The following is a 24,829-nucleotide window of genomic DNA, read 5'->3' as shown; positions in this document are numbered from 1 at the left end:
GCGCACCGGCCGCGCCGGCCGCCCGTGCCCGCGGCGCGCCACAGCCGTGCCATGTGACCGGGGGCCGGCGCCGGCCGGCGCCCGGCCGGAGAGGACCGCACCATGAACACCCGCTGGGACCACAGTTACGACGTGGTCGTCGTCGGATCCGGCGCCGCCGGACTCGCCGCGGCCATCACCGCCAGGCTGCGTGGCCTGACCGCCCTGGTGATCGAGAAGACGGAGCTGTACGGCGGCTCCACCGCCCTGTCGGGCGGCGCGATCTGGGTACCGGGCAACTTCCATCTGGACGACGCAGGGCTCGGCGACACCCCCGCCAAGGCGCGCGCGTACCTCGACGCGACCGTCGGCGACCGGGTGCCCGTCGAGCGCAAGGACGCCTATCTGGAGCACGGACCGCGCATGGTCCGCGAGTTCCACGACCGCACCACGGTCAGATTCGCCTACACCCCCGGCTACTCGGACTACTTCCCCGAAGCACTCGGCGGCTACCCGCAGGGCCGCTCCATCGAGCCGCTGGTCTTCGACTTCAAGAAGCTGCCGCCCGAACGCCGCGCCACCATGCGCCGGGCCGGCCTGCCCACGTACGGGCTCACCATCACCTCGTACGACTTCCGCTTCCTCAACATGGTCGCCCGCACCTGGAAGGGCCGGCGGACCTCGCTGAAGGTCGGCATGCAGGCGGCCGGGGCGCTGGCCAGAGGTGCGAAACCCATCGCGCTCGGCGAGGCCCTGATCGCCCGGATGCGCCAGTCGCTCGACGCGCTCGGCGGCGAGCTGTGGCTCTCCACCCCGCTCACCGGCCTGGTGGAGGAGGACGGCAGGATCGCCGGGGTACGCGCCGAACGCGACGGCTCACCCGTCACCATCCGGGCACACGGCGGTGTGGTCCTCGCCTCCGGCGGCTTCTCGCACGACCAGACGCTGCGCGAGAAGTACCTGCCCGCGCCCACCTCGACGGCCTGGACCTCCGCGTCGGACGGCCAGACCGGCGACGCGCTGCGGATCGGCGTCGAGGCAGGGGCCGCCACGGACCTGCTCGACAAGGTCTGGGGAGCCCCGTCCGTCGTCCCGCCTGGACCGGACGACAAGCCGTTCTTCCTCGTCGCCGACCGCGGGATCCCCAGCATGGTCATCGTCAACGGCGCGGGGGAGCGGTACGCCAACGAGGCCGCTCCGTACCACCAGTTCGTCGACGAGATGTACGCCAACGACCGGCCGGACGCCTCCACCGTGCCGTCCTGGCTGATCCTCGACGCCCGCTCCAAGGCCCGCTACATCTTCATGGGCCTCTTCCCCGGCCAGTCCTTCCCGAAGGAGTGGCTGGCGAGCGGCTTCGTCAAGAAGGCCCGGAGCCTGCCCGAGCTGGCCGCCCGGATCGGCGCGGAACCGGAACGGCTGCGCGCCACCATCGACCGGTTCAACGGCTTCGCGCGGAAGGGCCGCGACGAGGACTTCCAGCGGGGCGAGAGCGTCTACGACCGGTACTACGGCGACCCGACGCTGCTCAACCCCAACCTCGCGCCGCTCGACAAGGCGCCGTACTACGCCATCCCCGTCCACCCGGGGGACATCGGCACCAAGGGCGGTCTGGTGGCCGACGGGTCCGCGCGCGTCCTGCGTGAGGACGGCACCGTCATCCAGGGGCTGTACGCATCGGGCAATGTGTCGGCCGCGGTGATGGGGGAGACCTATCCCGGGCCCGGGGCGACCATCGGCCCTGCCATGACGTTCAGCTGGGCGGCGGTGGGCGACATCGCGCAGCAGCTCAAGGGCGTACGCAGGCAGTGACCCTGGCCGGGGTGGTGCGGGAGGGGGCGGTCGAGAGCTGACCGCCCCCTCCCGCGTGTCTCCTGTTTTCCCTGCTTTCCCTGTCTTTTCTGTCTTCCTTGTTCCTTATACATCGGACAACTGGATGGTTTGGGTTGGCTGTTGATTCGATGTCGCACCTCTTGACACCCGGATGAAGCGGATAGCAGAGTTCCGCCCGATCGCGAATTCGCTGATACATCCGATGAAAGCTGCTCGCGGCAGAGGGATCTGTGCGACAGCGGCCCCTACGTGGCAGGGAGTCAGACGTGCATCGCAGCCTGGACGGCAGCAGACCAGGAGGCAGAGCCCCCGCGAAAGCGCGGCTCGCGACGGCGGCGGTCCTCACCGCCCTGGCGGTGGGTGCGGCGCCCGCGCTCACCGCGGGCACCGCGGCAGCGGCCCACGCCCCCTCGGGCCGGAACATCTACGTATCGGTGTCCGGCAGCGACCGGAACTCCGGGCTCTCCACCCGCGCGCCCCTGCTGACCCTGGCGGCGGCGCAGACCACCGCGCGCAAGGCCACCAGGTCCGGGCACCCGGTCCATGTGTGGGTCCGCGGCGGTACCTACCACCTCACCGCCACCCTCAAGTTCGGCGCCGCGGACTCCGGCCGCCCGTCGGCGCCGGTGACCTACTCCTCGTACCCCGGCGAGCGGGCCGTGCTCAGCGGGGGCCGCAGGGTGCGCGGAGGGTGGACCACCGACCGGCACAACAGTGCGGTCCGGGTGGCGGACATCGGCGCACACCACAAGGTCGACGGGCTGTTCGTGGGCGGCGCCCGGCAGGTGCTCGCCCGCTACCCGGACTTCGATCCGGACACCGCCGTACTCAACGGCTCGACCACGATGGCCGCCCTCAACACCCGCTCCGCGCACTGGAAGAACCCCTCCACCGGCGACATCCGCGGCCTGCACTCCTCCCACTGGGGCGGCAACGACTACACGATCACCGGGCGCGACGCATCCGGCCTCAAGCTGAAGTGGGCCGGGGACAACAACCGGGGTGGGGAGGTGGACACCCAACACGTGGTCGCGGAAGGCGTCTTCGAGGAACTCGACGCGCCCGGCGAGTGGTTCTACGACCAGGACACCGGGAAGCTGTACGTGATTCCGCCGGCCGGCACCGATCTGTCGAGGACCACGGTCGACACGGCCGAGCTGGACGAACTCGTCCGGGTCGAGGGCGCGTCCGCCGCACGGCCCGTCCACGACCTCACATTCGACGGCTTCACCTACACCGCCACCCACCGGACCCTCTTCGACACCCCGTACGAGCCGCTGCAACTCGGGGACTGGGCGGTGGCACGGGCCGGGGCCGTCCACATCAAGAACGCCAGGAACATCACCGTCTCCCGCTCCTCCTTCGCCCAGGTGGGCGGCAACGGTGTCTTCATCGACGGCTACAACAAGGGCGACGCCGTCACCGGCAACAGCTTCTCGGGGTCCGGCGCGAGCGACGTCCAGGTGGTCGGCTCCACCCGGGCCGTCCGCAACCCCTCGACCTGGGCGCACATGGTCGATCCGCCCACCGACCTGACCCCCGGACCCAGGACCGACGACTATCCGCGCGACATCGACATCAGCGGCAACAGCATGGCGGACATGGGCCGGTTCGAGAAGCAGAGCGCCGGAGTCAACATCTCGATGAGCAGCCGCGTCACCGTCGCGCACAACACCATCCACGGCAGTCCGCGCTCCTGCGTCAACGTCAACGACGGCACCTGGGGCGGGCACCGCATCCAGTACAACGACATCTTCGACTGTGTGAAGGAGACCTCGGACCACGGGCCCGTCAACGCCTGGGGCCGGGACCGCTACTGGCCCATCGCCGGGCCCAGTACCAACCCCAGCGCGGAGTCCGACGCGCTGCAGAAGAGCTACGCGCTGCTCGACGTGGTACAGCCGATCACGATCAGCTCCAACCGGATCTGGCACAACAGCGAATGGGCCGTCGACCTGGACGACGGATCGAGCAACTACGTCGTGAAGAACAATCTGCTCCTCGGCGCAGGCATCAAGCTGCGCGACGGATTCCGGCGGACGGTCACCAACAACATCCTGGTCGGCGGATCGGTCTACGAGCAGATCTCGCACCGCGACAACGACGACGCCATCAGCAGGAACATCATCCTGGCGGACTCGCCCTACGCGCTCACCGGCAGCGATCCCGCCACGGCCGAGTACACCGCCGACCACAACCTGTTCTGGGCCGCCGGCCGTCCGGTCAGCCTGCCCGGCGTCTGGGGCGCCAACCGGCTCGACACCCACTCGGTCACCGCGGACCCGCGGTTCGCCGGGGGATCGCCATGGGAATCACCCGGCATGACGGACTACACACCGGCCCCGGACTCGCCCGCGAAGGCCCTGGGATTCGTGGACCTCCCGATGGACCGCTTCGGCACCGGAAGGCCGGGTGAGGCGACACCCCCCGCGGTCGTCCTGCCGGCCGCCCCCGCGCCCGACACCGTCATCGAGACCCAGCCCGAGCCGCTGATGGGCGCCACCGCCCGGCAGATCCACGACAAGGAGACCCAGTCGGCCGTCGGACTCGGTGACCTGGACGGCCTCTACCTGCCGAGCGTCCCCGCCACCTCCTACGCGTACGGGCAGGGGCTGCGCCCGCTCGACGTGATCCGGTCGGTGAACGGGACCGGTGTGAGCGACCGCGACAGCTTCTGGACCGTCTACCACAGGCTCGCGCCCGGCAGCACCGTCACCCTCGGCGTGTGGCGCGCGCAGTCCGCGACCACCGTCACGCTGGTCAAGCCCACCGGGCCGCAGGAGTACAACAACACCGCGGGCGTGACCTACACCGGGAGCGGCTGGGGGTGGCGCGGCGCCCAGGCCGGCGGTCAGGGCTCCTTCCAGGACGACATCGACGCCACCACCGCCGTCGGTGACTCCTTCACCATCACCTTCAACGGGACGGGAGCCGACTTCCTCACCGAACTGAACGCGGACGAGGGGAAGATCGACATCGCCGTCGACGGAGTCCACCGGGAGACGGCCGACGCCACCAGCGGCTCCCGCCAGTACCAGCAGAAGCTCTACTCGGTCAGCGGCCTCCCGGCCGGGGTGCACACCCTCACGGGAACGATGGAGAGCGGACAGTACATGATCGTGGACGGGTTCACCGTACGGAGCTGAGATCCGGCCGGGCCGAGGGGCGGGCGTCACACGTGGCGCACCCGCGGCAGGGCGCCCCGCCCGCCCCAACCGGTTCCGGCCACCACGGGGGAGTGGCGGGTGGGACGTCCTTCCGGCAAGTACCGTGGGATACGGGATGGTTGGGGTGGGGCGCTACGACCCGTCTCCCCCGGCCTGTGGTGTTTCCGGATGTTCCGCGGTCCTCCGGACGGAGCCCGGTTCTTCTTCTGGGGGGTTCATGCAGAGATCAAGAACGCTGTCGGCGGCTCTCGCCCTGTCGTTCGCCACGGCCGGTCTGGGGGTGGTCGCCGCGCCGGACGCGTCCGCGATCACCCCGCCGGTGGCGTTCACGGCGGACGCGCTGCCGACCTGGCAGACCAACGGGATCGTCTGGGCGCTCGCCCAGAGCAACGGCGTGGTGTTCGCGGGCGGTACGTTCTCCGCACTGCGGCCGCCGGCCGGTTCCTCCGGCAAGGCGCGGTCCGCGGTGAACTTCGCCGCCTTCAACGCGGCCACCGGTGCACCGACCGGCTGCTCCCTCTCCTTCACGGTCGGCAGCGGTACCGCCACGGTGCGGGCCCTGGCGGTGTCCCCCGACAAGAAGACGCTCTACGCGGGCGGCTACTTCGGCGCGGTCAACGGCACCAAGGTCTCCTCCCTGGTGGCCGTCGACATCGCCACCTGCAAGCCCAGGGCCTCGTTCCGGCCCGCTTTCGCGGCGACCGTCCGCGCGCTGACGGTGACCAAGGACACGGTGTACGCGGGAGGTGACTTCGCCACCGTCAGCGGACAGAAGCGCGCACGGTTCGCGGCCGTCAAGGCGTCCACCGGGGCCGTGCTGCCCTTCACCGCGGACGCGGACGCACCGGGCCGCGCCCTCGCCCTCACACCCGACGGCAAGAACGCTGTGCTCGGCGGTGACTTCTTCAAGGTCAACGGAGTGACGTCGCACGCCCTCGCCGTGGTGAACGCCCAGTCGGGCAAGGTGGCCAAGGCCTACCCGGGCTTCATCGAGACCAACTCCGTGGTCAAGACGCTCGACACGGACGCCACCGGGATCTACACCGGCAACGAGGGCACCGGCTTCGGTGTGTTCGACGGCCGTATCGCGCTCGACGCGAGCACACTCGGCCAGCGCTGGCGCGACACCTGCCTGGGCGCCACCCAGTCGGTGAAGTCGTACAAGGGCGTGCTCTACAGCGCCTCGCACGCCCACGACTGCTCCAGCGTCGGCGAGTTCCCCAACGGGCCGCGCCACCACTTCCTCGCGGAGCCGACCACGGGCACCGGCAAGCTCGGCTGGTTCCCCGACACCAACGACGGCAACGGCGAGGGCATCGGTCCGCGCGCACTGACCATCGCGACCGCGGGATCCACCCAGTACCTGTGGTCGGGCGGCGAGTTCACCACCGTCAACCGCTCCGCCGCCCAGAGCCTCACCCGGTTCGCATCCACCGGGGACAAGGGAGCGCCGACCGTCCCGGTGGGCGCGGCGGCCAGTGCGGAGCCGGGGCAGGTGCGGATCAGCTGGCGCGCCGCCTTCGACACGGACGACTCGAAGCTGACGTACAAGGTGTACCGCGACGGGGCCGCCACACCGATGGCGACCGTACGGGCCGACTCGCTGATGTGGGACCGCCCGCAGATCTCCGTCACGGACACCTCGGTCACCAAGGGCAAGAGCTACAGCTACCGGATCACCGCATCCGACGCGGCGGGCAACACCAGTGCCAAGTCGGCTGCCGTCACCGCCACCGCGACATCCGCGGCCGAGCGCTATCCGACCGCGGTCCTCGGCGACGGCGCCTCGCTCTACTGGCGTTACGACGACCGCACGGCGCCGTTCGTGGCGGACTCGTCGCGCGCGAACCGTTCCGGGGTGGACGCCAACGCCCCCGCACTGCGCCAGACTCCTGGAGCGGTCGGCGGCCCGTCGACCGCGATCGGGTTCAACGGCACCAACCAGTGGATATACAGCGACCGCCGGTACGCCGCGCCCGTCAAGTACAGCCTGGAGACCTGGTTCAGGACCACCAGCAAGACGGGCGGAAAACTGATCGGCTTCGGCGACAACACGACGGCCGCAAGCAAGAAGTACGACAAGCAGGTGTACATGACCAACGCGGGCAAGCTCGTCTTCGGGGTGAGCGCCGACGGACTCAGGACGCTGGTGAGCCCCAAGGCGTACAACGACGGAAAATGGCACCAGATGGTCGCGACGCAGGGCCCGACCGGGATGCGTCTGTATGCCGACGGCCACCTCCTGAAGAGCAACACCGTGACGAAGAGCGAGAGGTCGAGCGGGTACTGGCGGGTCGGCGGCGACACCCTGACCGGCTGGCCCTCACGCCCCACAAGCGGCTTCTTCAAGGGTGAGCTGGACGAGACGGCCGTCTACCCGGGGGTGCTCAGCGCCGCACGGGCGGCTGGCCACTACTCGCTGGGGAAGGGAGCCGGGCGATGAGCGGGGGTGGCCGGTCCGACCGTGACGCCCGGACGGTCGAGATCGGCTACGCCCTGGCCAGTGCGGGCTTCCTGGGCGCGGTGGTGTTCGGCGTGATCGCCGGTCCCGCGGCCGTATGGAATCTGCCGCACCGCGTCACGGCGGCCCTGGTGGCGACGGGGACGGTGGCCGCCGGGCTGTTGGCGGTGGTGCGCGTGGTGCATGTGCTGCGTACCTTCGAACGCGGACGCCGGACGCCGGGGCCCGGCAGGGGGACGGGTGTGCCGGAGCGCTGAAGGGGCGGAGGGGAGCCCGGGGGAGCCCGGGGGTCTTCGCCGGGGATTTGTGCATGTCACAGGCGTCCCGACAGAATGCGACCCGGTACTGATCCGATCCGAACCTGAGGAACCGGTTGTGGCCCCCGCACCGCCCCCGCACCCCGCCCCGGCGCCCGTCACCGTCGTCGGGATCGGCGCCGACGGCTGGGACGGGCTGCCCGCCGCGGCGCAGCAGGCCCTGCTCGACGCGGAGGTCCTCGTCGGCGGCCCACGCCAGCTGGGGCTGCTCCCCGCGCGGTGCGGGGGCGAGCGGGTGGAGTGGCCCACACCGCTGCGCCCCGCCGTACCCCGCATCCTCGCGGCCCACGCCGGGCGCCGGATCTCCGTCCTGGCCAGCGGGGACCCCATGTTCTACGGCATCGGGCGGGCGCTCACCGAGGTGCTGGGCGAGGGCGGGCTCCGGGTGCTGCCGTACCCCTCCTCCGTCTCGTACGCCTGCGCCAGGCTGGGCTGGCCGGTCGAGGACACCGAGGCCATCACCCTGGTCGGCCGGCCCATCGCCCGGCTGGCCGCCGCGCTGCACGACCGCCGACGGCTCCTGGTGCTCAGCGCGGGCGCCGCGACACCGGCCGACGTGGCGGCGCACCTCACCGGGCACGGCTTCGGAGCGAGCCGGATACGGGTGCTCGAACAGCTGGGCGGCGAGCGGGAGAACCTCATCGAGGGCACGGCCGCGAGCTGGCCGCATCCGCCCGGCGACCCGCTGAACGTGATCGCGGTCGACTGCCGCCGTACCCCGGGCGCCCCGAGGACCGGCGCCGTCCCCGGGCTGCCCGACGACGCGTACGAACACGACGGCCAGCTCACCAAACGCCATGTGCGCGCCGCCACCCTGGCCGCGCTCGCCCCGGCCCCCGGTGAACTGCTCTGGGACATCGGGGGCGGCTCGGGCTCCATCGCCATCGAGTGGATGCGCACCCACCCGTCCTGCCGCGCCGTCACCGTCGAGCGCGATCCGGTGCGGGCCGGGCGCATCGCCCGCAACGCCGCCCGGCTCGGCGTCCCCGCGCTGCGCGTCGTCACCGGCGCGGCCCCGGACGCGCTGGCCGGACTGCCCGTGCCGAACGCGGTGTTCATCGGGGGCGGACTCACCGCCCCGGGGCTGCTTGACGCCTGCTGGGACGCCCTGCCCGACGGCGGACGGCTCGTCGCCAACACCGTGACGCTGGAGTCGGAGGCGCTCCTCGCCGACCGGTACCGCCGCCACGGCGGTGACCTGGTGCGCCTCGCCGTCGCGCACGCCGTGCCGGTCGGGGGCTTCACCGGCTGGCGGCAGGCCATGCCGGTCACCCAATGGGCCGTCGGGAAGAGCGCCGAGAGGGACGTCGGGAAGACGGTCGAGAGCGCCGAAGCCGATATGACCGAAGCCGATATGACCGAAGCCGAAATGGCCGACGCCGACATGACCGACGCCGAGAAGAACCCGTACCCACCCCTTCCTGGAGACGACAGATGACCGTGTACTTCATCGGTGCCGGACCCGGCGCCGCGGACCTCATCACGGTGCGTGGCGCCCGTCTGCTCGCCTCCTGCGGTGTCTGTCTCTACGCCGGCAGCCTGGTCCCGCGTGAACTGCTCGCCGAATGCCCGCCGGACGCCCGGCTGACCGACACCGCGCAGCTCGACCTGGACGAGATCACCGCCGAACTGGTACGCGCCGACCAGGAGGGCCACGACGTGGCCCGTCTGCACTCCGGGGACCCCTCGGTCTTCAGCGCGGTGGCAGAGCAGATGCGCCGGCTCGACGCCGCCGGGGTGGCGTACGAGGTGGTGCCCGGGGTTCCCGCCTTCGCTGCGGCGGCCGCCGCGCTGAAGCGCGAACTGACGGTCCCCACAGTCGGCCAGACCGTGATCCTCACCCGCGTCGCCCAGCGGGCCACCGCCATGCCGGACGGCGAGGACCTGGCCACACTCGGCGCGTCGGGCGCGCTGATCGTGCTCCACCTGGCGGTGCAGCACACCGAACGGGTCGTGGCTGAGCTGCTGCCGCACTACGGCGCGGACTGCCCGGCCGCTGTCGTGGCCCTGGCCAGCCGCCCCGACGAGATCGTTCTGCGCGGCACCCTCGACACCCTCGCCGGGCAGGTCGCGGAAGCGGGGATCCTGCGCACGGCGGTCATCATGGTGGGCCGCACCCTCGGCGCCGAACAGTTCGGCGACAGCCACCTGTACTCGCCGGAGCGGGAACGGGACTGCCTGCCCGCCCCGGGAGCCTGACCGCCGACCGCCCGCTGTCGGCCGTCGGAACGCCAGGGTCTGTCGGCACTTCGACGACAGACCCTAGGGAGCCACCGGTATCAGCCACTGCGCGGCCGCCGCGAGCAGCGAGGTGACGCCGACCCCGATGGTCGGATCGGGCGCCGGGGCGAAGAGGGACGAGTGGTTGCCGGGGATCTCCGGCGGGATCCCGTTCTCCAGGATCCCGCCGGGGTCGAAGCCCTCGAACCGGGCCGGATCCGTACCGCCGAAGTACCAGAAGACGGAGGGCACGCCGAGCGCGGTCCCGAAGGTGCCGAAGTCCTCGCTGCCGGTGATCGCCTGGGGCAGCGTGAACACCCGGCCATCACCCAGGGCGGCGGTCAGCCCGGCCTGCACCGTGCCGGTGGCCACGGGGTCGTTGAACGTGACCGGGAAGCAGTGGAACGCCTCGATCTCGGGCTCCTTCGGGGCCCCGGACGCGGCGGCCTCACCGCGGATGATCCGTTCGACGGCCGCCAGCACCCGTTCCCGTACCGCTGCGGTGGTGCTCCGGATGTTGATGCTCAGGTCGGCGGTGTCCGGGATGATGTTCTCCTTGGTGCCGCTGTGGACGGACCCCACGGTGACCACGGCCGTTTGACCCGCTCCGACCTCACGCGACACCACGGTCTGCAGACGCATGATGACCGCCGCCGCCAGCACGACGGGATCCACGGTCGCCTCGGGCGTCGACCCATGGCCGCCCCGCCCGAACAGCCGGACCCGCAGGCTGTCCGAAGCCGCCATCACCGGTCCCGGCCGGGTGCCGACGAAGCCGGCCGGCGCGGGGGCCACATGCTGGCCCAGACAGATCCCGGCCCGGGGGAACCGTTCCAGGAACCCGTCGTCGATCATGGCCGTGGCCCCGCCGACCTCCTCCGCCGGCTGGAACACGGCCACGACCGTGCCCCGCCAGGCGTCCCGGTTGGCGGCGAGCAGCGCGGTGGCCCCCAGCAGACAGGTGACATGCATGTCGTGCCCGCAGGCGTGCATCACGGGCACCTCGTCGCCGTCGCCGTCCTGCGCGGTCACGGTGGAGGCGTAGGGCAGTCCGGTCTCCTCCCGTACCGGCAGCCCGTCCATGTCGGCCCGCAGCAGGACCACCGGCCCCTCGCCGGTCCCGAGCACCCCGACGACACCGGTGCCGCCCACCTGCTCGGTGACCTCCCAGCCCTGCTCACGCAGCCGGTCCGCGACGAGGGCGGCCGTGCGGACCTCCTGGAAGGAGAGCTCCGGGTGGGCGTGCAGATCCCTGTACAGCTCGCGCAGGGCGGGCAGTCGGCCTTCGAGGCCGGTGAGCAGGGGAGTGGCGGAAACAGTCATACGGCGCTCCTCTCTACAGTGGCCATCACCGGACGGTGGCCGGCGGCTGCCCCACCCTCCGGCCCGCGCGTCAAGGAGGCCCCGAAATGCAGGAAAGCCGCATACCTGACCGGGAACCGCCGGATTCCCGCAGCCGTCTGTCCGAACCCGATCTCGTACTGGTGGACGCACTGCAGTACGCGCCGCGCGCCCCCTGGACCCGGATCGGGCGGGCGATCGGAGCGGACCCGACGACAGCGGCCCGCCGCTGGGAGCGTCTGAGGGCCGCGGGGCTGGCCTGGGTCACCGCCTATGACGCGCCCGACGCGGCGACCATCGCCTATGTGGAGGTCCGCTGCCGGCCGGGATCCCTCGACGCGGTCACCGCCGCGCTGGCCGGGATGGCCTGGGTCTTCAGCCTCGACGTGACAGCGGGCGACTACGACCTGCTCGTGTCCGTCGCCGCGGCCGATCTGCCGCGGCTCGGGCAGTCCGTCCACCGCCTCATCGGCGGACTGCCGGGGGTGCGCTCCACCCGCACCCGGCTGGCCCTCACCTTCTTCGGAGAGGGTGGCGACTGGCGGATGGGTGCGATGGAACCCGCACTCCGCACGGGTCTGGCAGCCTCTCGCTCACCCCGCAGGCCCCGCGGCGGCACTCGGACGCCCGCCGAGCAGGACCCCGAGGACCGGGCCCTGAAGACCGCGCTGGGAGCCGACGGACGTATGGGCTACACGGAACTCGGCGCGGCGGCCGGCATGAGTGAGCACACCGCCCGCCGCAGACTCCAGCGGATGATCCGGACCGGCTCCATCTCCTTCCGCTGCGACCTCGCCCGTCCGCTGGCCGGTCTGTCCACGATGGTGGTGTTCCGGGGTGTCGTACCGCACGGACGGCTGGAAGCGACGGGAAGCGCGGTGGCCCGGATGGAACAGGTGCGGATGTGCGCGTCCGTGAGCGGCCCGCACAACCTGCTCATCGCGGTCTGGCTCCCCGGCCTGAGCGGTATCGCTTCCTTCGAGGCGTCGCTCGCCGAACGCTTCCCCGAACTGGAGGTCAAGGACCGGTCGGTGGCCCTCCAGTCCGCCAAACGCATGGGATGGCTCCTGGACATCGACGGCCGCGCGGTCCGCCGTGTGCCACTCGGGCTTCCCGAGCACGACTGACCGCGGTTGACTGAGCAGGGCCGGTCGCGGCGGACGGGCTCAGCGGGCGCGCCACGCTCCCGTCGCGCTGCGGCCCACGATGCCGCCCGCGCGGTCGATGCAGATGACGTCGACCGCGACCGGCGCCCCCCGCAGCACCGAGAGCGCCTGGTCGCGGGCGGCCACCGCCACCAGATCGCCCAGCGGTACCCCCGCCGCACCGCACAACTGCAGGGCGGCGAGCCCGGTGTTGGCCCCGGCGACCTCAGCGGCCAGCGCTTCACCGGCGCCGCCCTGCCGGGCCAGGCCCGCCAGGAAGCCCTTGTCCACCTGGGAACGGGCGGAGTGCAGATCCAGATGCCCGGCCGCCAGTTTCGAGAGTTTGGCGAAGCCCCCGCAGACGGTGAGCCGGTCCACCGGATGACGCCGTACGTACTTGAGCACGGCCCCCGCGAAGTCACCCATGTCGAGCAGAGCGTCCTCGGGGAGCCCGTACTCGGCGACGACCGTACGCTCCGACGTGGAGCCGGTGCATCCGGCGAGATGGGTACGCCCGGCCGCCCGCGCCACATCGACACCGCGCCGGATCGAGTCGATCCAGGCCGAGCACGAGTAGGGCACCACCACGCCCGTGGTCCCCAGGATGGACAGACCGCCCAGGATGCCCAGGCGGGGGTTCCAGGTGGAGCGGGCGATCTCCTCGCCGTGGTCCACGGCGACGGTCAGCTCGGCGTCCGCGCCGGTGCCATGGCGTTCGGCGACCCGCGTGAGGTGTTCGCGCATCATCTGCCGCGGCACCGGATTGACCGCGGGCTCGCCCACCTCCAGCGGAAGGCCGGGGCGGGTGACGGTACCGACACCGGGGCCCGCCCTGAACACCACCCCCGAGCCCGGGGGCAGCCGCCGGACGGTGACCCGGACCAGCGCGCCGTGGGTGACGTCCGGGTCGTCGCCCGCGTCCTTGACCACCCCGGCGGTCGCCCGGCCGTCGCCCAGCTCCTCCACGGCCAGCGCGAACGACGGCGTCTGCCCCTTGGGCAGGGTGACCGTCACCGGGTCGGGGAACTCGCCGCTCAGCAGCGCGGTCCAGGCGGCCGTCGCGGCAGCCGTCGCGCAGGCGCCGGTCGTCCAGCCCGGCCGCAGCCCGGTGTGCTTGAGTTGGGCGCTGCGGCCACCCACCCCCTCAGCCACGAGAGGCTCCGATGCACGTACTGATACTCGGCGGCACGACCGAGGCCCGGCGGATCGCCGCGGAGCTGCACCCCGGGGCCCGTGTCACCAGTTCCCTGGCCGGGCGCCTGGCACGGCCCGTGCTGCCGCCGGGGGAGGTCCGTATCGGCGGATTCGGCGGAGCCGGGGGTCTGGCGCAGTGGCTGCGCGAGCACGAGGTCGACGCGCTCATCGACGCGACCCATCCTTTCGCCGGAACCATCAGTTTCAACGCGGCTTCGGCCGCTGCCACCGCCCATGTTCCCCTGCTCGCCGTGCGCAGGCCCGGGTGGGTGGCGGGCGAGGCCGACGACTGGCATCCGGCCGACTCCCTTGAGCAGGCCGCCGCGATGCTTCCGGTGCTGGGGCGCCGGGTCTTCCTCACCACGGGGCGTACGGGTCTGGCCGCGTTCGCGGCTCTGGACGGGCTCTGGTTCCTGGTGCGGTCGGTCGACGCCCCGCACCCCCCGCACCCGGCGCACATGGAAACGCTGCTGGACCGGGGCCCCTTCGCCCTGGAAGGCGAGCGGGCGCTGCTGCGCGACCACCGGATCGACGTACTGGTCACCAAGGACAGCGGGGGGCCGGCCACCGCGGCCAAGCTCACCGCGGCACGCGAGGCGGGCGTTCCGGTGGTCGTCGTCCGCCGCCCCGCCGTGCCCGAGGGCGTACAGCTCGCGCAAACCCCCGGCGAAGCCGTCCGGTGGGTACGGGAGCGGCGGGACGGCGGGGGAGCGGCCTGAGCCGCGCCCGCCGCCAGCACCGGGACAGCAGCCCGGTGCACCGGACACCGGTGCACCCCGTACGGGTCAGCCCCGTACCCGTCCGTCCCGTACCGGCCTGCCCCGCTCACCCCTCGGGATAGCTCCGTGGCGTCCAGACGATCTCCTCGCCGTCACCACGCCGCACGGTCCGGGTCCTGGACGAGCCGACCAGCAGAATCGTGCGCATGTCGACATCGGCCGGATCCAGCGCCCCCAGACGCACGATCCGCACGCTCTCGTCCGGCCCGCCGACGTCCCGGCCCAGCACCACGGGGGTGCCCGGCGCGCGGTGCTCCAGAAGCAGGTCGCGGGCCTTGCCGACCTGCCAGGTCCGGCTGCGGGAACCGGGGTTGTACAGGGCGAGCACCAGGTCGGCCGCCGCAGCGGCGCGCAGCCGCTCCGCGATCACCTCCCACGGCTTGAGCCGGTCCGAGAGCGAGATCGTCGCGTAGTCGTGGCCGAGCGGCGCCCCCGCACGCGCGGCAGCCGCGTTGGCCGCCGTCACCCCCGGCAGCACCCGCACCGGAACATCGCGGTACGCGTCCTGGGCGGCGACCTCCAGTACGGCGGTGGCCATGGCGAACACACCGGGGTCGCCGCCCGACACCACCACGACCTTCCGCCCGCGCCCGGCCAGATCGAGAGCCAGCTCGGCACGCTCCGACTCGACCTTGTTGTCGGAACCGTGCCGCCGCTGCCCCGGCCGGACCGGGACCCGGTCCAGATACGTGGTGTAGCCGACCAGATCGTCCGCCGCCGCCAGTGCGCCCCGGGTCTCCGGGGTGAGCCAGAGCGGCCCCGCGGGCCCGGTACCGACCACGGTGACATCGCCGTGCTCCCGTACCGGACCGGGTGCGCCGATCCGGCTCGGCAGCACCGCCACCGAGAAGTACGGCACCGATCCCGCCTCCACATCGGCCAGTTCGCCGGTACGCTCCCCCGGCATCGTGGCGCGCTCCACATAGCGGGCGTCGGCCATCCGCCCCGACCGGGCGACGGCCCGCCGTACCGCGGGGAAGGTGCGGCCCAGCTTCATCACCACCGCGGAGTCCGTCGACGCCAGACGGGCCGTCAGCTCCTCCTCGGGCAGTGTGCCCGGCAGGATCGTCAGCACCTCCTCGCCCTCGACGAGCGGCGCACCGAGCCGGGCGGCGGCGGCGCTCACCGAGGTCACACCCGGGATCACCTCGGTCGGATAGCGGTCCGCCAGCCGCTTGTGCATATGCATGTACGAGCCGTAGAAGAGCGGATCGCCCTCGGCGAGCACCGCCACCGTGCGGCCCGCGTCGAGATGCGCGGCCAGCCGGGCCGCCGCTTCGGCGTAGAACTCCTCCATGGCGCCCCGGTATCCGCCGGGATGGTCGGTGGTCTCCGTGGTGACCGGGTAGACCAGCGCCTCCTCGATGTGGTCGGCGCGGATGTGCGCGGCCGCGATGGACCGGGCTATGGACCGGCCGTGCCGGGCGCTGTGGAAGGCGACCACCTGCGCCTGCGCGATGACCTCCACGGCGCGTACGGTCATCAGCGACGGGTCGCCCGGGCCGAGCCCGACCCCGTACAGCCGTCCGGTGCTCTGCTCGCTCATGCCGCTGTTCATTCCTCTTCGCTCGCGATGGCGTTGACCGCTGCCGCCGCGATGGCGCTGCCGCCGCGCCGCCCCCGCACCACCAGATGGTCGAGGTCCAGACCGTTCGCCGCCAGCGCGTCCTTGGACTCGGCCGCGCCGACGAAACCGACCGGCACCCCGATGACCGCCGCAGGGCGCGGTGCGCCCTCGCGGACCATCTCAAGGAGCCGGAACAGGGCGGTCGGCGCATTGCCCACGGCCACCACGGCGCCCTCCATACGGTCACGCCACAGTTCGAGCGCGGCCGCGGTGCGCGTCGTGCCCAGCTCCGCCGCGAGGCCGGGCACGGACGGGTCGGAGAGCGTGCACACCACCTCGTTGCCGGCCGGCAGCCGTTTACGGGTCACCCCGCTGGCCACCATCGCCACGTCGCACAGCACCGGGGCCCCGGCACGCAGCGCCTCGCGGGCGCGCGCCACCACCTGCGGGGTGTAGGCGAGATCACGCACCAGGTCGACCATGCCGCAGGCGTGGATCATCCGGACGGTGACCTGGCTGACATCGGCGGGAAGCCCCGAGAGGTCCGCCTCTGCGCGGATGGTCGCAAAGGACTGGCGGTAGATCGCCGGGCCGTCCTTCTCGTAGTCGAACACTGTCTTCTCGCTCATTTCGTCACTGCGTGAGGGGTGTGGTCCGGGCATCCGCCACGGTGGCGGCGAACTCTGAAGGGTCGTTCATGGTGCCGTGCAGCCGTTCGCCGCGTACGGAGACCTCGTAACCGCCGGCCGTGGCGACCACGTCCACCCGGTCGCCGTGCGGGTGGCCGCAGCGCCGTGCGCACCCCGACCAGTACACGGGCAGGCCGCGGCCCGTGCCGGGGGCCAGCGCGGCGTCGGCGCGCACATCGGCCAGGGACTTGGCGCAGCCGGGGCGCCCGATGCACGCCCCCACCCCGTGCCAGGGGGAGTCCGGACCGGTGATCATCCCCGCCGCCGACAGTCCGGCCGACCGGGCTTCGGCGGCGTCCGGGCCCAGGCCGGGGAGCACCACTCCCCGCCAGGGGGTCAGCCGCAGCTCCCCGCTCCCGTCCCGCAGCGCGGTCCCGGTCAGCAGGCGCCACTGGGCGGCGGTGAGGGAGCCGAGCGGCGCCCCGGCGCAGAGCACGGCCCGCCCGTCCGGGGCCATGACGGTGCCGGGCACGGGACCGGCACCGGACGGCAGCGGTCCGACCCGCTCCCGGGCAGCGGCGGGGATCCCGGCCGCCGCCAGCCGCTCCGCGACCGCCCGTACGAACAGGCCCGGAACGCCGGGCAGTTCAGCCACCCGCCAGGCTCCGGTCCCGGCAGCACGGACGGCGTCCAGAAAGGTCTCGGCCGCCAGCAGGGCGCAGCGGGCCGCGTCCGCGGCCGGAACCGCCAGCGTCTCCCGCACCCCGTCGGCACACAGCAGCGCGCCGCCGTCCGCGGAAGCGACCAACGTCACATCGGCGCCGAGTCCGGCCACATCGCCGCGGCCGTCGTCGAGCGCGAACAGGAACCGGCCCGAGAGACCGGCGGCGGCCTCAGTGGCACAGAGCAGCGCATCCAACTCCCGTGCCCAGCCCTGCACATCGGCGGCCCCGCGCCCGTCGAGCCCGCACAGCGGCGATGCCACGACATTGCGGGCCCGCTCATGGCGTACGGACGGCAGCAGCCCGGCGCCCGCGAGCAACGCGGCGAGCTCCTGGCCGCTGCCGGGGTCCAGCCCCCGCAGCTGCACATTGCCGCGCGACGTCAGATGCAGCGTCCCGTCGCCCAGCCGCAGCGCGGCGTCCAGCAACACCCCGGCCTGCGCGACCGTCAGTACCCCCGCGGGGATCCGGACCCGCGCCAGTGCGCCGTCGTCCGCCGTGTGCAGGCGCAGGCTGCCCGGACACGCGTCACCGCGGTCACGCCGGGGGACCGGCTGCTGTGGCGGCGGAGGTATGGAGGAGTGGGGCATGGCGGCGAGCATACCGACCGGCTCACAGGGCCCGTGTCCTGCACCGATACGCCGGCTCGCGCACACCGGGCGGGCCGCGGGCGGGACCGCGGGCACTCTCCCGGCCGCCCGCCAAGGTCGTTACTATGCTTCTCGACGGGCCATGAGGGTCTTCCGTTCGGATCAGCCGGATCAGGGTGCACGCCGGACCCGCGAGCCCGGTACGAGCCGGACGAAAGCCCACGGGCCCGTTGTCGCCCAAGACGGCGACAGGGGAGGAAGCCCGGTCAGATTCCGGCGCGGTCCCGCCACTGTGAGCCCGGCTCCGTGAGCCGGGTGAGCCAGGAACTCCCTTCCCCGGACTCTCGGCCCCGCCCGAGCAGGGGAGACCCGATCCTCCACAACCCGGGGCGCGGACACCCCGAGGAAGGCATGACGCCGCATGCTCCTGCTTCTGTCGACGTCCGACACCGATCTGCTCAGCGCACGTGCCGCGGAAGGCCCGGTGGCGTACCGCTTCGCCAACCCGTCCCGGCTCCCGCTCACCGAACTGCCCGCCCTCCTCGAAGGCGCCGACCTGGTCGTCGTACGCCTCCTCGGCGGCATCCGCGCCTGGCAGGAGGGGATCGATCTGCTCCTGGCCGACGGGCGCCCGGTCGTCGTCCTCACCGGCGAGCAGGCCCCCGACGCCCAGTTGATGGAGGCATCGACCGTCCCGGTCGGCATCGCGGCCGAGGCCCACGCCTATCTGGCACACGGCGGGCCCGCCAACCTCGGCCAGCTCGCCCGGTTCCTCTCCGACACCGTGCTGCTCACCGGCCACGGCTTCGAACCGCCGGCGCCCGCACCCAGCTGGGGTCCGCTGGAGCGCACCGCACGCGCCACGGACGGCCCGACCGTCGCGGTGCTCTACTACCGGGCCCACCACATGAGCGGCAACACCGCCTTCGTGGACGCCCTCTGCTCCGCCGTCGAGGACGCCGGGGGCCGGCCCCTGCCGCTCTACGTCGCCTCACTGCGCACCCCCGAGCCTGGGCTGATCGAGACGCTGCGCGCGGCGGACGCCATCGTCACCACCGTCCTGGCCGCCGGCGGGACGAAGCCCGCAGAGGCGTCAGCGGGCGGCGACGACGAGTCCTGGGACGCGGGCGCCCTGACCGCCCTGGACGTCCCCATCCTCCAGGCGCTCTGCCTCACCGGATCGCGGGCCGCCTGGGAGGCCAACGACGAGGGCGTTTCGCCGCTGGACGCGGCAGGGCAGATCGCGGTGCCCGAGTTCGACGGCCGCCTGATCACCGTGCCGTTCTCCTTCAAGGAGATCGACCAGGACGGGCTGCCCGCCTATGTCGCCGACCCCGAACGGGCCGCCCGCGTCGCCGGGATCGCCGTCCGCCACGCCCGTCTGCGGCACATAGCCCCCGCCGACAAGAAGCTGGCCCTGGTGCTCTCCGCATACCCCACCAAACACTCCAGGATCGGCAACGCCGTCGGCCTGGACACCCCCGCGAGCGCCGTGGCCCTGCTGCGCCGACTCCGCGACCAGGGGTACGACTTCGGCACCCGGGAGATCCCCGGTCTCGCCTCGGGTGACGGCGACGAACTGATCCGCGCACTGATCGAGGCAGGCGGCCACGACCAGGAGTGGCTCACCGAGGAACAGCTCGCCCGCAACCCGGTCCGTATCCCCGCCGCCGACTACCGGCGCTGGTACGCCACACTCCCCGCCGAACTGCGCGCGGACGTGGAGGAGCACTGGGGACCGGCGCCCGGCGAGATGTTCCTCGACCGCAGCCGCAACCCCGAGGGCGACATCGTGCTCGCCGCACTGCGCCACGGCAATCTGCTGATCCTCATCCAGCCGCCACGCGGCTTCGGCGAGAACCCGATCGCGATCTACCACGACCCCGATCTGCCGCCCTCGCACCACTACTTGGCGGCGTACCGCTGGATCGCCGCATCCGCGGACGACGGCGGTTTCGGTGCCGACGCCGTGATCCATCTCGGCAAGCACGGCAACCTGGAGTGGCTGCCGGGGAAGAACGCCGGCCTGTCCGCCGCGTGCGGACCCGACGCCGCCCTGGGCGATCTTCCGCTGGTCTACCCGTTCCTGGTGAACGACCCGGGCGAGGGCACCCAGGCCAAGCGCCGTGTCCACGCCACCCTGGTCGACCACCTGGTGCCGCCGATGGCCCGCGCCGACTCGTACGGGGACATCGCGCGCCTGGAGCAACTCCTCGACGAGTACGCCCAGATCGCGTCCATGGACCCGGCGAAGCTGCCCGCCATCCGGGCCCAGATCTGGACGCTCATCCAGGCCGCCAAGCTCGACCACGACCTCGGTCTGGAGAACCGGCCCGACGACGAGGGCTTCGACGACTTCATCTTCCACGTCGACGGCTGGCTGTGCGAGATCAAGGACGCGCAGATCCGCGACGGGCTGCACGTCCTCGGCAATCCGCCCGCCGGAGCCGACCGGGTCAACCTGGTCCTCGCCATCCTGCGCGCCCGCCAGATCTGGGGCGGCACCGCCTCACTGCCCGGACTGCGCGAAGCACTCGGCCTGGACGAGGCGAACGCCACCCGCACCGGCGCCGACGCGGCCGAGGACCAGGCACGGGCCCTCGTCGAGGCGATGGAAGCGGCGGGCTGGGACCCGGAAGCCGCGGTCAAGGTGGCCGAAGGGCACCCGCAGGCCGTGGCGGACATCCTCGGCTTCGCGGCCCGGGAGGTCGTCCCGCGGCTGGCGGCCACCACCGACGAGATCGACCACGCCCTCCACGCCCTGGACGGCGGCTTCGTCCCCGCGGGCCCCTCCGGATCCCCGCTGCGCGGACTGGTCAACGTTCTGCCGACCGGCCGCAACTTCTACTCCGTCGACCCCAAGGCCATCCCGTCCAGGCTCGCCTGGGAGACCGGACAGCTGCTGGCCGACTCGCTCGTGGAGCGCTACCGCACCGACAACGGCGAGTGGCCCAGCTCGGTGGGGCTCTCCCTCTGGGGCACCAGCGCGATGCGCACATCGGGCGACGACGTGGCCGAGGCCCTCGCCCTGCTCGGTGTCCGGCCCGTGTGGGACGACGCATCACGCCGGGTCACCGGCCTGGAGCCGGTCCCGCTCGACGAGCTGGGCCGCCCCCGTATCGACGTCACCCTGCGCATCTCGGGCTTCTTCCGTGACGCCTTCCCGCACACCATCGGCCTGCTGGACGACGCGGTACGGCTGGCCGCGTCCCTGGACGAGCCCGACGAGCAGAACCACGTACGCGCCCACACGCAGGCCGACCTGGCCGAGCACGGGGACGAACGCCGCGCCACCACCCGGATCTTCGGCTCCCGCCCCGGTACCTACGGCGCCGGGATCCTCCAGCTCATCGACAGCCGCGACTGGCGCACCGATGCGGATCTCGCCGAGGTGTACTCGGTGTGGGGCGGCTACGCCTACGGGCGGGAGCTGGACGGGCGCCCGGCCCGCGCCGAGATGGAGACGGCGTACAAGCGGATCACGGTCGCCGCGAAGAACACCGACACCCGTGAGCACGACATCGCGGACTCCGACGACTACTTCCAGTACCACGGCGGTATGGTCGCCACCGTCCGGGCCCTGCGCGGGAGCGCCCCCGAGGCGTACATCGGCGACTCGACCCGCCCCGAGACCGTCCGCACCCGCACGCTCGTCGAGGAAACCTCCCGGGTCTTCCGCGCGAGGGTGGTCAACCCCCGCTGGATCGAGGCGATGCGGAGGCACGGCTACAAGGGCGCCTTCGAACTCGCCGCCACCGTCGACTACCTCTTCGGGTACGACGCCACCACGGGTGTCGTCGCCGACTGGATGTACGACAAGCTCACCGAGACGTATGTACTCGACCCGGTCAACCGCGACTTCCTCCAGGAGGCCAACCCCTGGGCGCTGCACGGGATCGCGGAACGGCTCCTGGAAGCCGAGTCCCGGGGCATGTGGGCCGAACCGGACCCCGCGACGCTCGAAGCGCTGCGCCAGGTGTATCTGGAGACCGAGGGCAGCCTGGAGGGCGAGGACTGACGCGGGGCCTTTCCGCCGGCCCTCCCACCGGGGCCTGCCTGCTGCTGCGGCGGCGGTGGTACGAGCCGGTGGAGGGCCGCGCGCCGGCCTGCCAACACATCCCCGGGACCGGGGAGAGGTGACCGGTCCGCGCCGCCGCCGACCGCGGCGGGAAAGGCGCGGACCCGCGGGTCCGGACCGGGGAGCCCGAGCCGCCGTTACGCCGTACGGGCGGGCCGGACCGCGCCACGCGGTGACCGCGGCGGGCCACGGCTGGTCCGACAGGGTGGAATCGGGCGGGCGCCCCGTGGTGTCGGCCGCGTCGCCGGGCCGGTGTATGGCAGTACGGAGCCATGCAGTCAGAAAATCACACTAATACGCAAGGGCGGCGCAGATTCGTACGCGCCGCCGTCGGTCTGAGCGCCCTGGCCGTCGGCGGCGTGGTCTCCCGGGCGTGCGGTCTCCCGGGCACCGCCGCATCGGCCCCGCACCCCTCACACGCCCCGGCGGCCGCCCCGCCACCGGACCCCGTACAGGCCCCGCCCGCCGCCGGACCACCCGCGGCGGCGGCCGCCCGGCCGCCCGACTACCGGCTGCGCCCCATCGCGGGCGAGACATCCATGGGCGCCCCGGCCCACAACCCGGCCGTGCGCACCCATGCCGTGTACTCGTTGGCGGACAGCGGCCGCCGGATCGCGCTCACCTTCGACGACGGCCCCGACCCCGAGTACACACCGCAGGTGCTCCGCATCCTGGCCCAGTACAACGTGCAGGCCACGTTCTGCGTCATCGGCGAGAACGCCGTCCAGTACCCGCAGTTGCTGCACGACATCGCCAACGGCGGACACGCCGTCGCCAACCACTCCTGGACCCACCCCCAGCTCACCAAGTTGAAGCCGGCCGCCGCCAGGTCCGAACTCTCGCGGACCAGCGACCTGATCGAGAAGGTGCTCGGCGCCCCGCCCGACTGGGCCCGCGCACCGTACGGCGACTGGAACCCGGTCACTCTCGGAATCTGCGCCGACCTGGGCATGGAACCGCTGGGCTGGTCCGTCGACACCAACGACTGGGCGCGGCCGGGAACGCGCAGCATCACCAACTCGGTGCTGAGCGACGTCAAGGACGGCGCGATCGTGCTCTGCCACGACGGCGGCGGCAACCGCTCCCAGACCGTCGCCGCGGTCAGGACCTACCTGCCCCGCCTGCTCGACAGGGGCTATGTCCCGGTACGCCCGGAGCTCTGACCCGTGGGCCGGGCATCGCAGACCGTCGTAGGCGGTGACAGCCTGCCCCGCCGGGGTGCCTCCCCACCGGGACGCGCCCCTGTGGGGCAAGGGTGATGGTCGGAGCTCGTAACAGGATCTTGTAGAACGGACCTGCCGGCGGCGTCCGGAACACGGGGCGGCAGGCCGGAGCCTTCGAGCGGTTGCACCGCCTCTTGCTCTCCGAGCCGCACGTGGCCGGCGAACCCGACCGGAGTCGCGCATGCGTGGACGGCTCTCATATCCGCGCGAGTATCGGCGCGAGACGGATGGGCCGGGCTTCGTCGCCAGCCGTTCGGAATGAGGTCTCTGGAGACCGTAGGTGACGGCCAGCCGGCTTGTGTCGGCGCGGACCCGGGCCTGTGGAAGCCTGACTCCGGACCGACCGCCGGCTTCACGCTGTCCGTAGCTGTCGTCTCCAGCTGCGAGGACCCGTCCGGACGCTGTGACCCCGACGGTGTGGTATGTGCCCGGGTCGGGCGCCACCCATCTGCTCCTGGACACCAACCCGGACTCGCCCGGTCTGCGCGGCACCGCCGAGGAGGACCGGCGGCTCCTCGGACTCCTCACCGAGAAGGTGCTCGCCCCGGTGCCGGGGTGCCATCCGCTGAGGTGGAGGAGGCGTACGAAGCCGGCCAATTGCCCTCGCAGAGTTACCGGTTACTACTGCTTTCCCGGACGCTGGCCATAGTAAAAGACAGAAACACGGTGGACCCTCTTGCGGCGCGATAGCAATCGCTTACATGCTGACGCCCAAGCGAACACCGGCCATCGGGAGATGACATGCGCATGCCATTCTTTGCGAGTACGTCCAGCAGAAGGCCGGGGCGCCGCGGCGTCAGGGCCGCCGTAGTCCTCGGCGCCACCGCCCTGCTGGCGCTCGGCACGGCGGGACAGTCATGGGCGTCCACGCCCACCTCGCGCTGGAGCACGGGCGCCCCGACCCCGGTGACCACGCTGCGGCTGCCGATGTCCGTTGACTCCGCTCCTGACGCCTCCGGTCTCTACTTCGCGTACTACACGACTCTGGAGAGCGGCACCCGGCCGTACGCCGGATTCCAGCCGGAGCCTGTGGACGCGGACGGGCACCACACGCTCCAGGCGGTCTTCAGCTCCTTCAACGCGGAGGCCACCACGACGGACACCCACTGCACCTACGGGGCCGACGGCGGCGCCGGAGTGAGCTGCGCGGTCCGGTTCTCCTACACGCCGGGCACCATGTACTCGCTCGTCCTCAAGCGCGCCGGTGTCAGTGGGGACACCCAGCTGATGTCGGGGGACGTCGTCCAGACCGCGACCGGTGCGTCCGTCGCACACATCGGAAGCTTCAGCCTTCCGTCCGCATCGGGCCGGTTCAAGAGCGCCGACCAGGGCTTCATCGAGCCCTATCTCACGGCCGGCTGCGGTCAGCGGACCACCGTGACCTACGGAAAACCGGTCGGCACTGAGGCGGGGACGGACTATGTGGGCGACCTTCCCACCGTCACCGATCCGGCGTCGGGCAGCTGCCTGAGCACCACATCGACGACCACCGCCCAGGGCCGGCAGGTCACGGTGGCGGGCAACGCCGCGGTGGCCGCCGCCCGCCGCTAGCGCGCGTATCCGGGAAGGGCTGCTCGCTGCCGG

17 protein-coding genes and 1 riboswitch are annotated in these 24,829 nt (G+C 72.4%); of the genes, 12 read left to right on the top strand and 5 right to left on the bottom strand.

Annotated features, from left to right (window positions below; translation table 11 throughout):
- Positions 1–102 precede the first annotated feature (102 nt).
- From ACWGKJ_RS18540 to cobM, 6 genes are all read left to right on the top strand, one after another.
- Positions 103–1,791, top strand: coding sequence for an FAD-dependent oxidoreductase (locus tag ACWGKJ_RS18540; protein ID WP_385027842.1), 1,689 nt, complete (start codon positions 103–105; stop codon positions 1,789–1,791).
- A 287-nt stretch (positions 1,792–2,078) separates the two neighbouring features.
- Positions 2,079–4,958: a PDZ domain-containing protein gene (locus ACWGKJ_RS18535; RefSeq protein ID WP_385025841.1), complete on the top strand. Its 2,880-nt coding sequence runs from the start codon at positions 2,079–2,081 to the stop codon at positions 4,956–4,958.
- Between the two features lie 238 nt (positions 4,959–5,196).
- The gene (locus tag ACWGKJ_RS18530) at positions 5,197–7,422 is read left to right on the top strand and encodes a LamG-like jellyroll fold domain-containing protein (RefSeq protein ID WP_385025838.1); all 2,226 of its coding nucleotides are present in this window, start codon (positions 5,197–5,199) and stop codon (positions 7,420–7,422) included.
- On the top strand, positions 7,419–7,697 hold the full coding sequence (locus ACWGKJ_RS18525; protein ID WP_385025835.1) for a DUF6332 family protein: 279 nt from the start codon (positions 7,419–7,421) through the stop codon (positions 7,695–7,697). The genes ACWGKJ_RS18530 and ACWGKJ_RS18525 overlap by 4 nt, the downstream gene beginning before the upstream one ends.
- Before the next feature lie 118 nt (positions 7,698–7,815).
- Positions 7,816–9,195 carry a precorrin-6y C5,15-methyltransferase (decarboxylating) subunit CbiE gene (gene cbiE, locus ACWGKJ_RS18520; protein WP_385025832.1) on the top strand — a complete coding sequence of 460 codons (1,380 nt, stop codon included), beginning with the start codon at positions 7,816–7,818 and terminating at the stop codon, positions 9,193–9,195.
- Positions 9,192–9,956 carry a precorrin-4 C(11)-methyltransferase gene (cobM, locus tag ACWGKJ_RS18515; RefSeq protein WP_385025829.1) on the top strand — a complete coding sequence of 255 codons (765 nt, stop codon included), beginning with the start codon at positions 9,192–9,194 and terminating at the stop codon, positions 9,954–9,956. The genes cbiE and cobM overlap by 4 nt, the downstream gene beginning before the upstream one ends.
- 63 nt (positions 9,957–10,019) lie before the next feature.
- Here the strand turns inward: cobM and ACWGKJ_RS18510 are convergent, their stop codons facing one another.
- Positions 10,020–11,300 carry an amidohydrolase gene (locus ACWGKJ_RS18510; protein ID WP_385025826.1) on the bottom strand — a complete coding sequence of 427 codons (1,281 nt, stop codon included), beginning with the start codon at positions 11,298–11,300 and terminating at the stop codon, positions 10,020–10,022.
- 86 nt (positions 11,301–11,386) lie between these two features.
- On the opposite strand from ACWGKJ_RS18510, the gene ACWGKJ_RS18505 reads away from it, so the two are divergent.
- On the top strand, positions 11,387–12,445 hold the full coding sequence (locus ACWGKJ_RS18505) for an Lrp/AsnC family transcriptional regulator (RefSeq protein WP_385025823.1): 1,059 nt from the start codon (positions 11,387–11,389) through the stop codon (positions 12,443–12,445).
- A gap of 39 nt (positions 12,446–12,484) precedes the next feature.
- Here the strand turns inward: ACWGKJ_RS18505 and ACWGKJ_RS18500 are convergent, their stop codons facing one another.
- On the bottom strand, positions 12,485–13,615 hold the full coding sequence (locus ACWGKJ_RS18500; RefSeq protein WP_385025820.1) for a cobalt-precorrin-5B (C(1))-methyltransferase: 1,131 nt from the start codon (positions 13,613–13,615) through the stop codon (positions 12,485–12,487).
- 11 nt (positions 13,616–13,626) lie between these two features.
- Here ACWGKJ_RS18500 and ACWGKJ_RS18495 point away from each other — a divergent pair, with 11 nt between their 5' ends.
- Positions 13,627–14,376: a cobalt-precorrin-6A reductase gene (locus ACWGKJ_RS18495; RefSeq protein ID WP_385025817.1), complete on the top strand. Its 750-nt coding sequence runs from the start codon at positions 13,627–13,629 to the stop codon at positions 14,374–14,376.
- Between the two features lie 106 nt (positions 14,377–14,482).
- On the opposite strand, the gene ACWGKJ_RS18490 is transcribed toward ACWGKJ_RS18495, so the two are convergent.
- The 3 genes from ACWGKJ_RS18490 to ACWGKJ_RS18480 are packed head-to-tail and all read right to left on the bottom strand — an operon-like array spanning position 14,483 to position 17,956.
- Complete coding sequence (locus tag ACWGKJ_RS18490) at positions 14,483–15,982, bottom strand: precorrin-2 C(20)-methyltransferase (protein ID WP_385025814.1); 1,500 nt, start codon at positions 15,980–15,982, stop codon at positions 14,483–14,485.
- An 8-nt stretch (positions 15,983–15,990) separates the two neighbouring features.
- On the bottom strand, positions 15,991–16,617 hold the full coding sequence (locus ACWGKJ_RS18485) for a precorrin-8X methylmutase (protein ID WP_385025844.1): 627 nt from the start codon (positions 16,615–16,617) through the stop codon (positions 15,991–15,993).
- Between the two features lie 19 nt (positions 16,618–16,636).
- The gene (locus tag ACWGKJ_RS18480; protein ID WP_385025811.1) at positions 16,637–17,956 is read right to left on the bottom strand and encodes a cobalamin biosynthesis protein CobG; all 1,320 of its coding nucleotides are present in this window, start codon (positions 17,954–17,956) and stop codon (positions 16,637–16,639) included.
- Positions 17,957–18,158: 202 nt separating this feature from the next.
- Positions 18,159–18,290: riboswitch (cobalamin riboswitch) on the top strand.
- Positions 18,291–18,365: 75 nt separating this feature from the next.
- Between ACWGKJ_RS18480 and cobN the strand changes: the two genes are divergently transcribed.
- The 4 genes from cobN (at position 18,366) to ACWGKJ_RS18460 (ending at position 24,796) form a co-directional block, all read left to right on the top strand.
- Positions 18,366–21,962 carry a cobaltochelatase subunit CobN gene (gene cobN / locus ACWGKJ_RS18475; RefSeq protein ID WP_385025808.1) on the top strand — a complete coding sequence of 1,199 codons (3,597 nt, stop codon included), beginning with the start codon at positions 18,366–18,368 and terminating at the stop codon, positions 21,960–21,962.
- A 419-nt stretch (positions 21,963–22,381) separates the two neighbouring features.
- Positions 22,382–23,185: a polysaccharide deacetylase family protein gene (locus ACWGKJ_RS18470; protein ID WP_385025805.1), complete on the top strand. Its 804-nt coding sequence runs from the start codon at positions 22,382–22,384 to the stop codon at positions 23,183–23,185.
- Positions 23,186–23,648: 463 nt separating this feature from the next.
- Entirely contained in the window at positions 23,649–23,894 is a 246-nt protein-coding gene (locus tag ACWGKJ_RS18465; RefSeq protein ID WP_385025801.1) for a hypothetical protein, read from the top strand.
- A 98-nt stretch (positions 23,895–23,992) separates the two neighbouring features.
- Positions 23,993–24,796 carry a hypothetical protein gene (locus tag ACWGKJ_RS18460; protein ID WP_385025798.1) on the top strand — a complete coding sequence of 268 codons (804 nt, stop codon included), beginning with the start codon at positions 23,993–23,995 and terminating at the stop codon, positions 24,794–24,796.
- The last annotated feature ends 33 nt before the right edge of the window (positions 24,797–24,829 follow it).

This window comes from Streptomyces sp. NPDC054757 (assembly GCF_053612185.1).
Note: the sequence above shows the minus strand (reverse complement) of the source record. Positions and strands in the feature narration are given on the sequence as shown.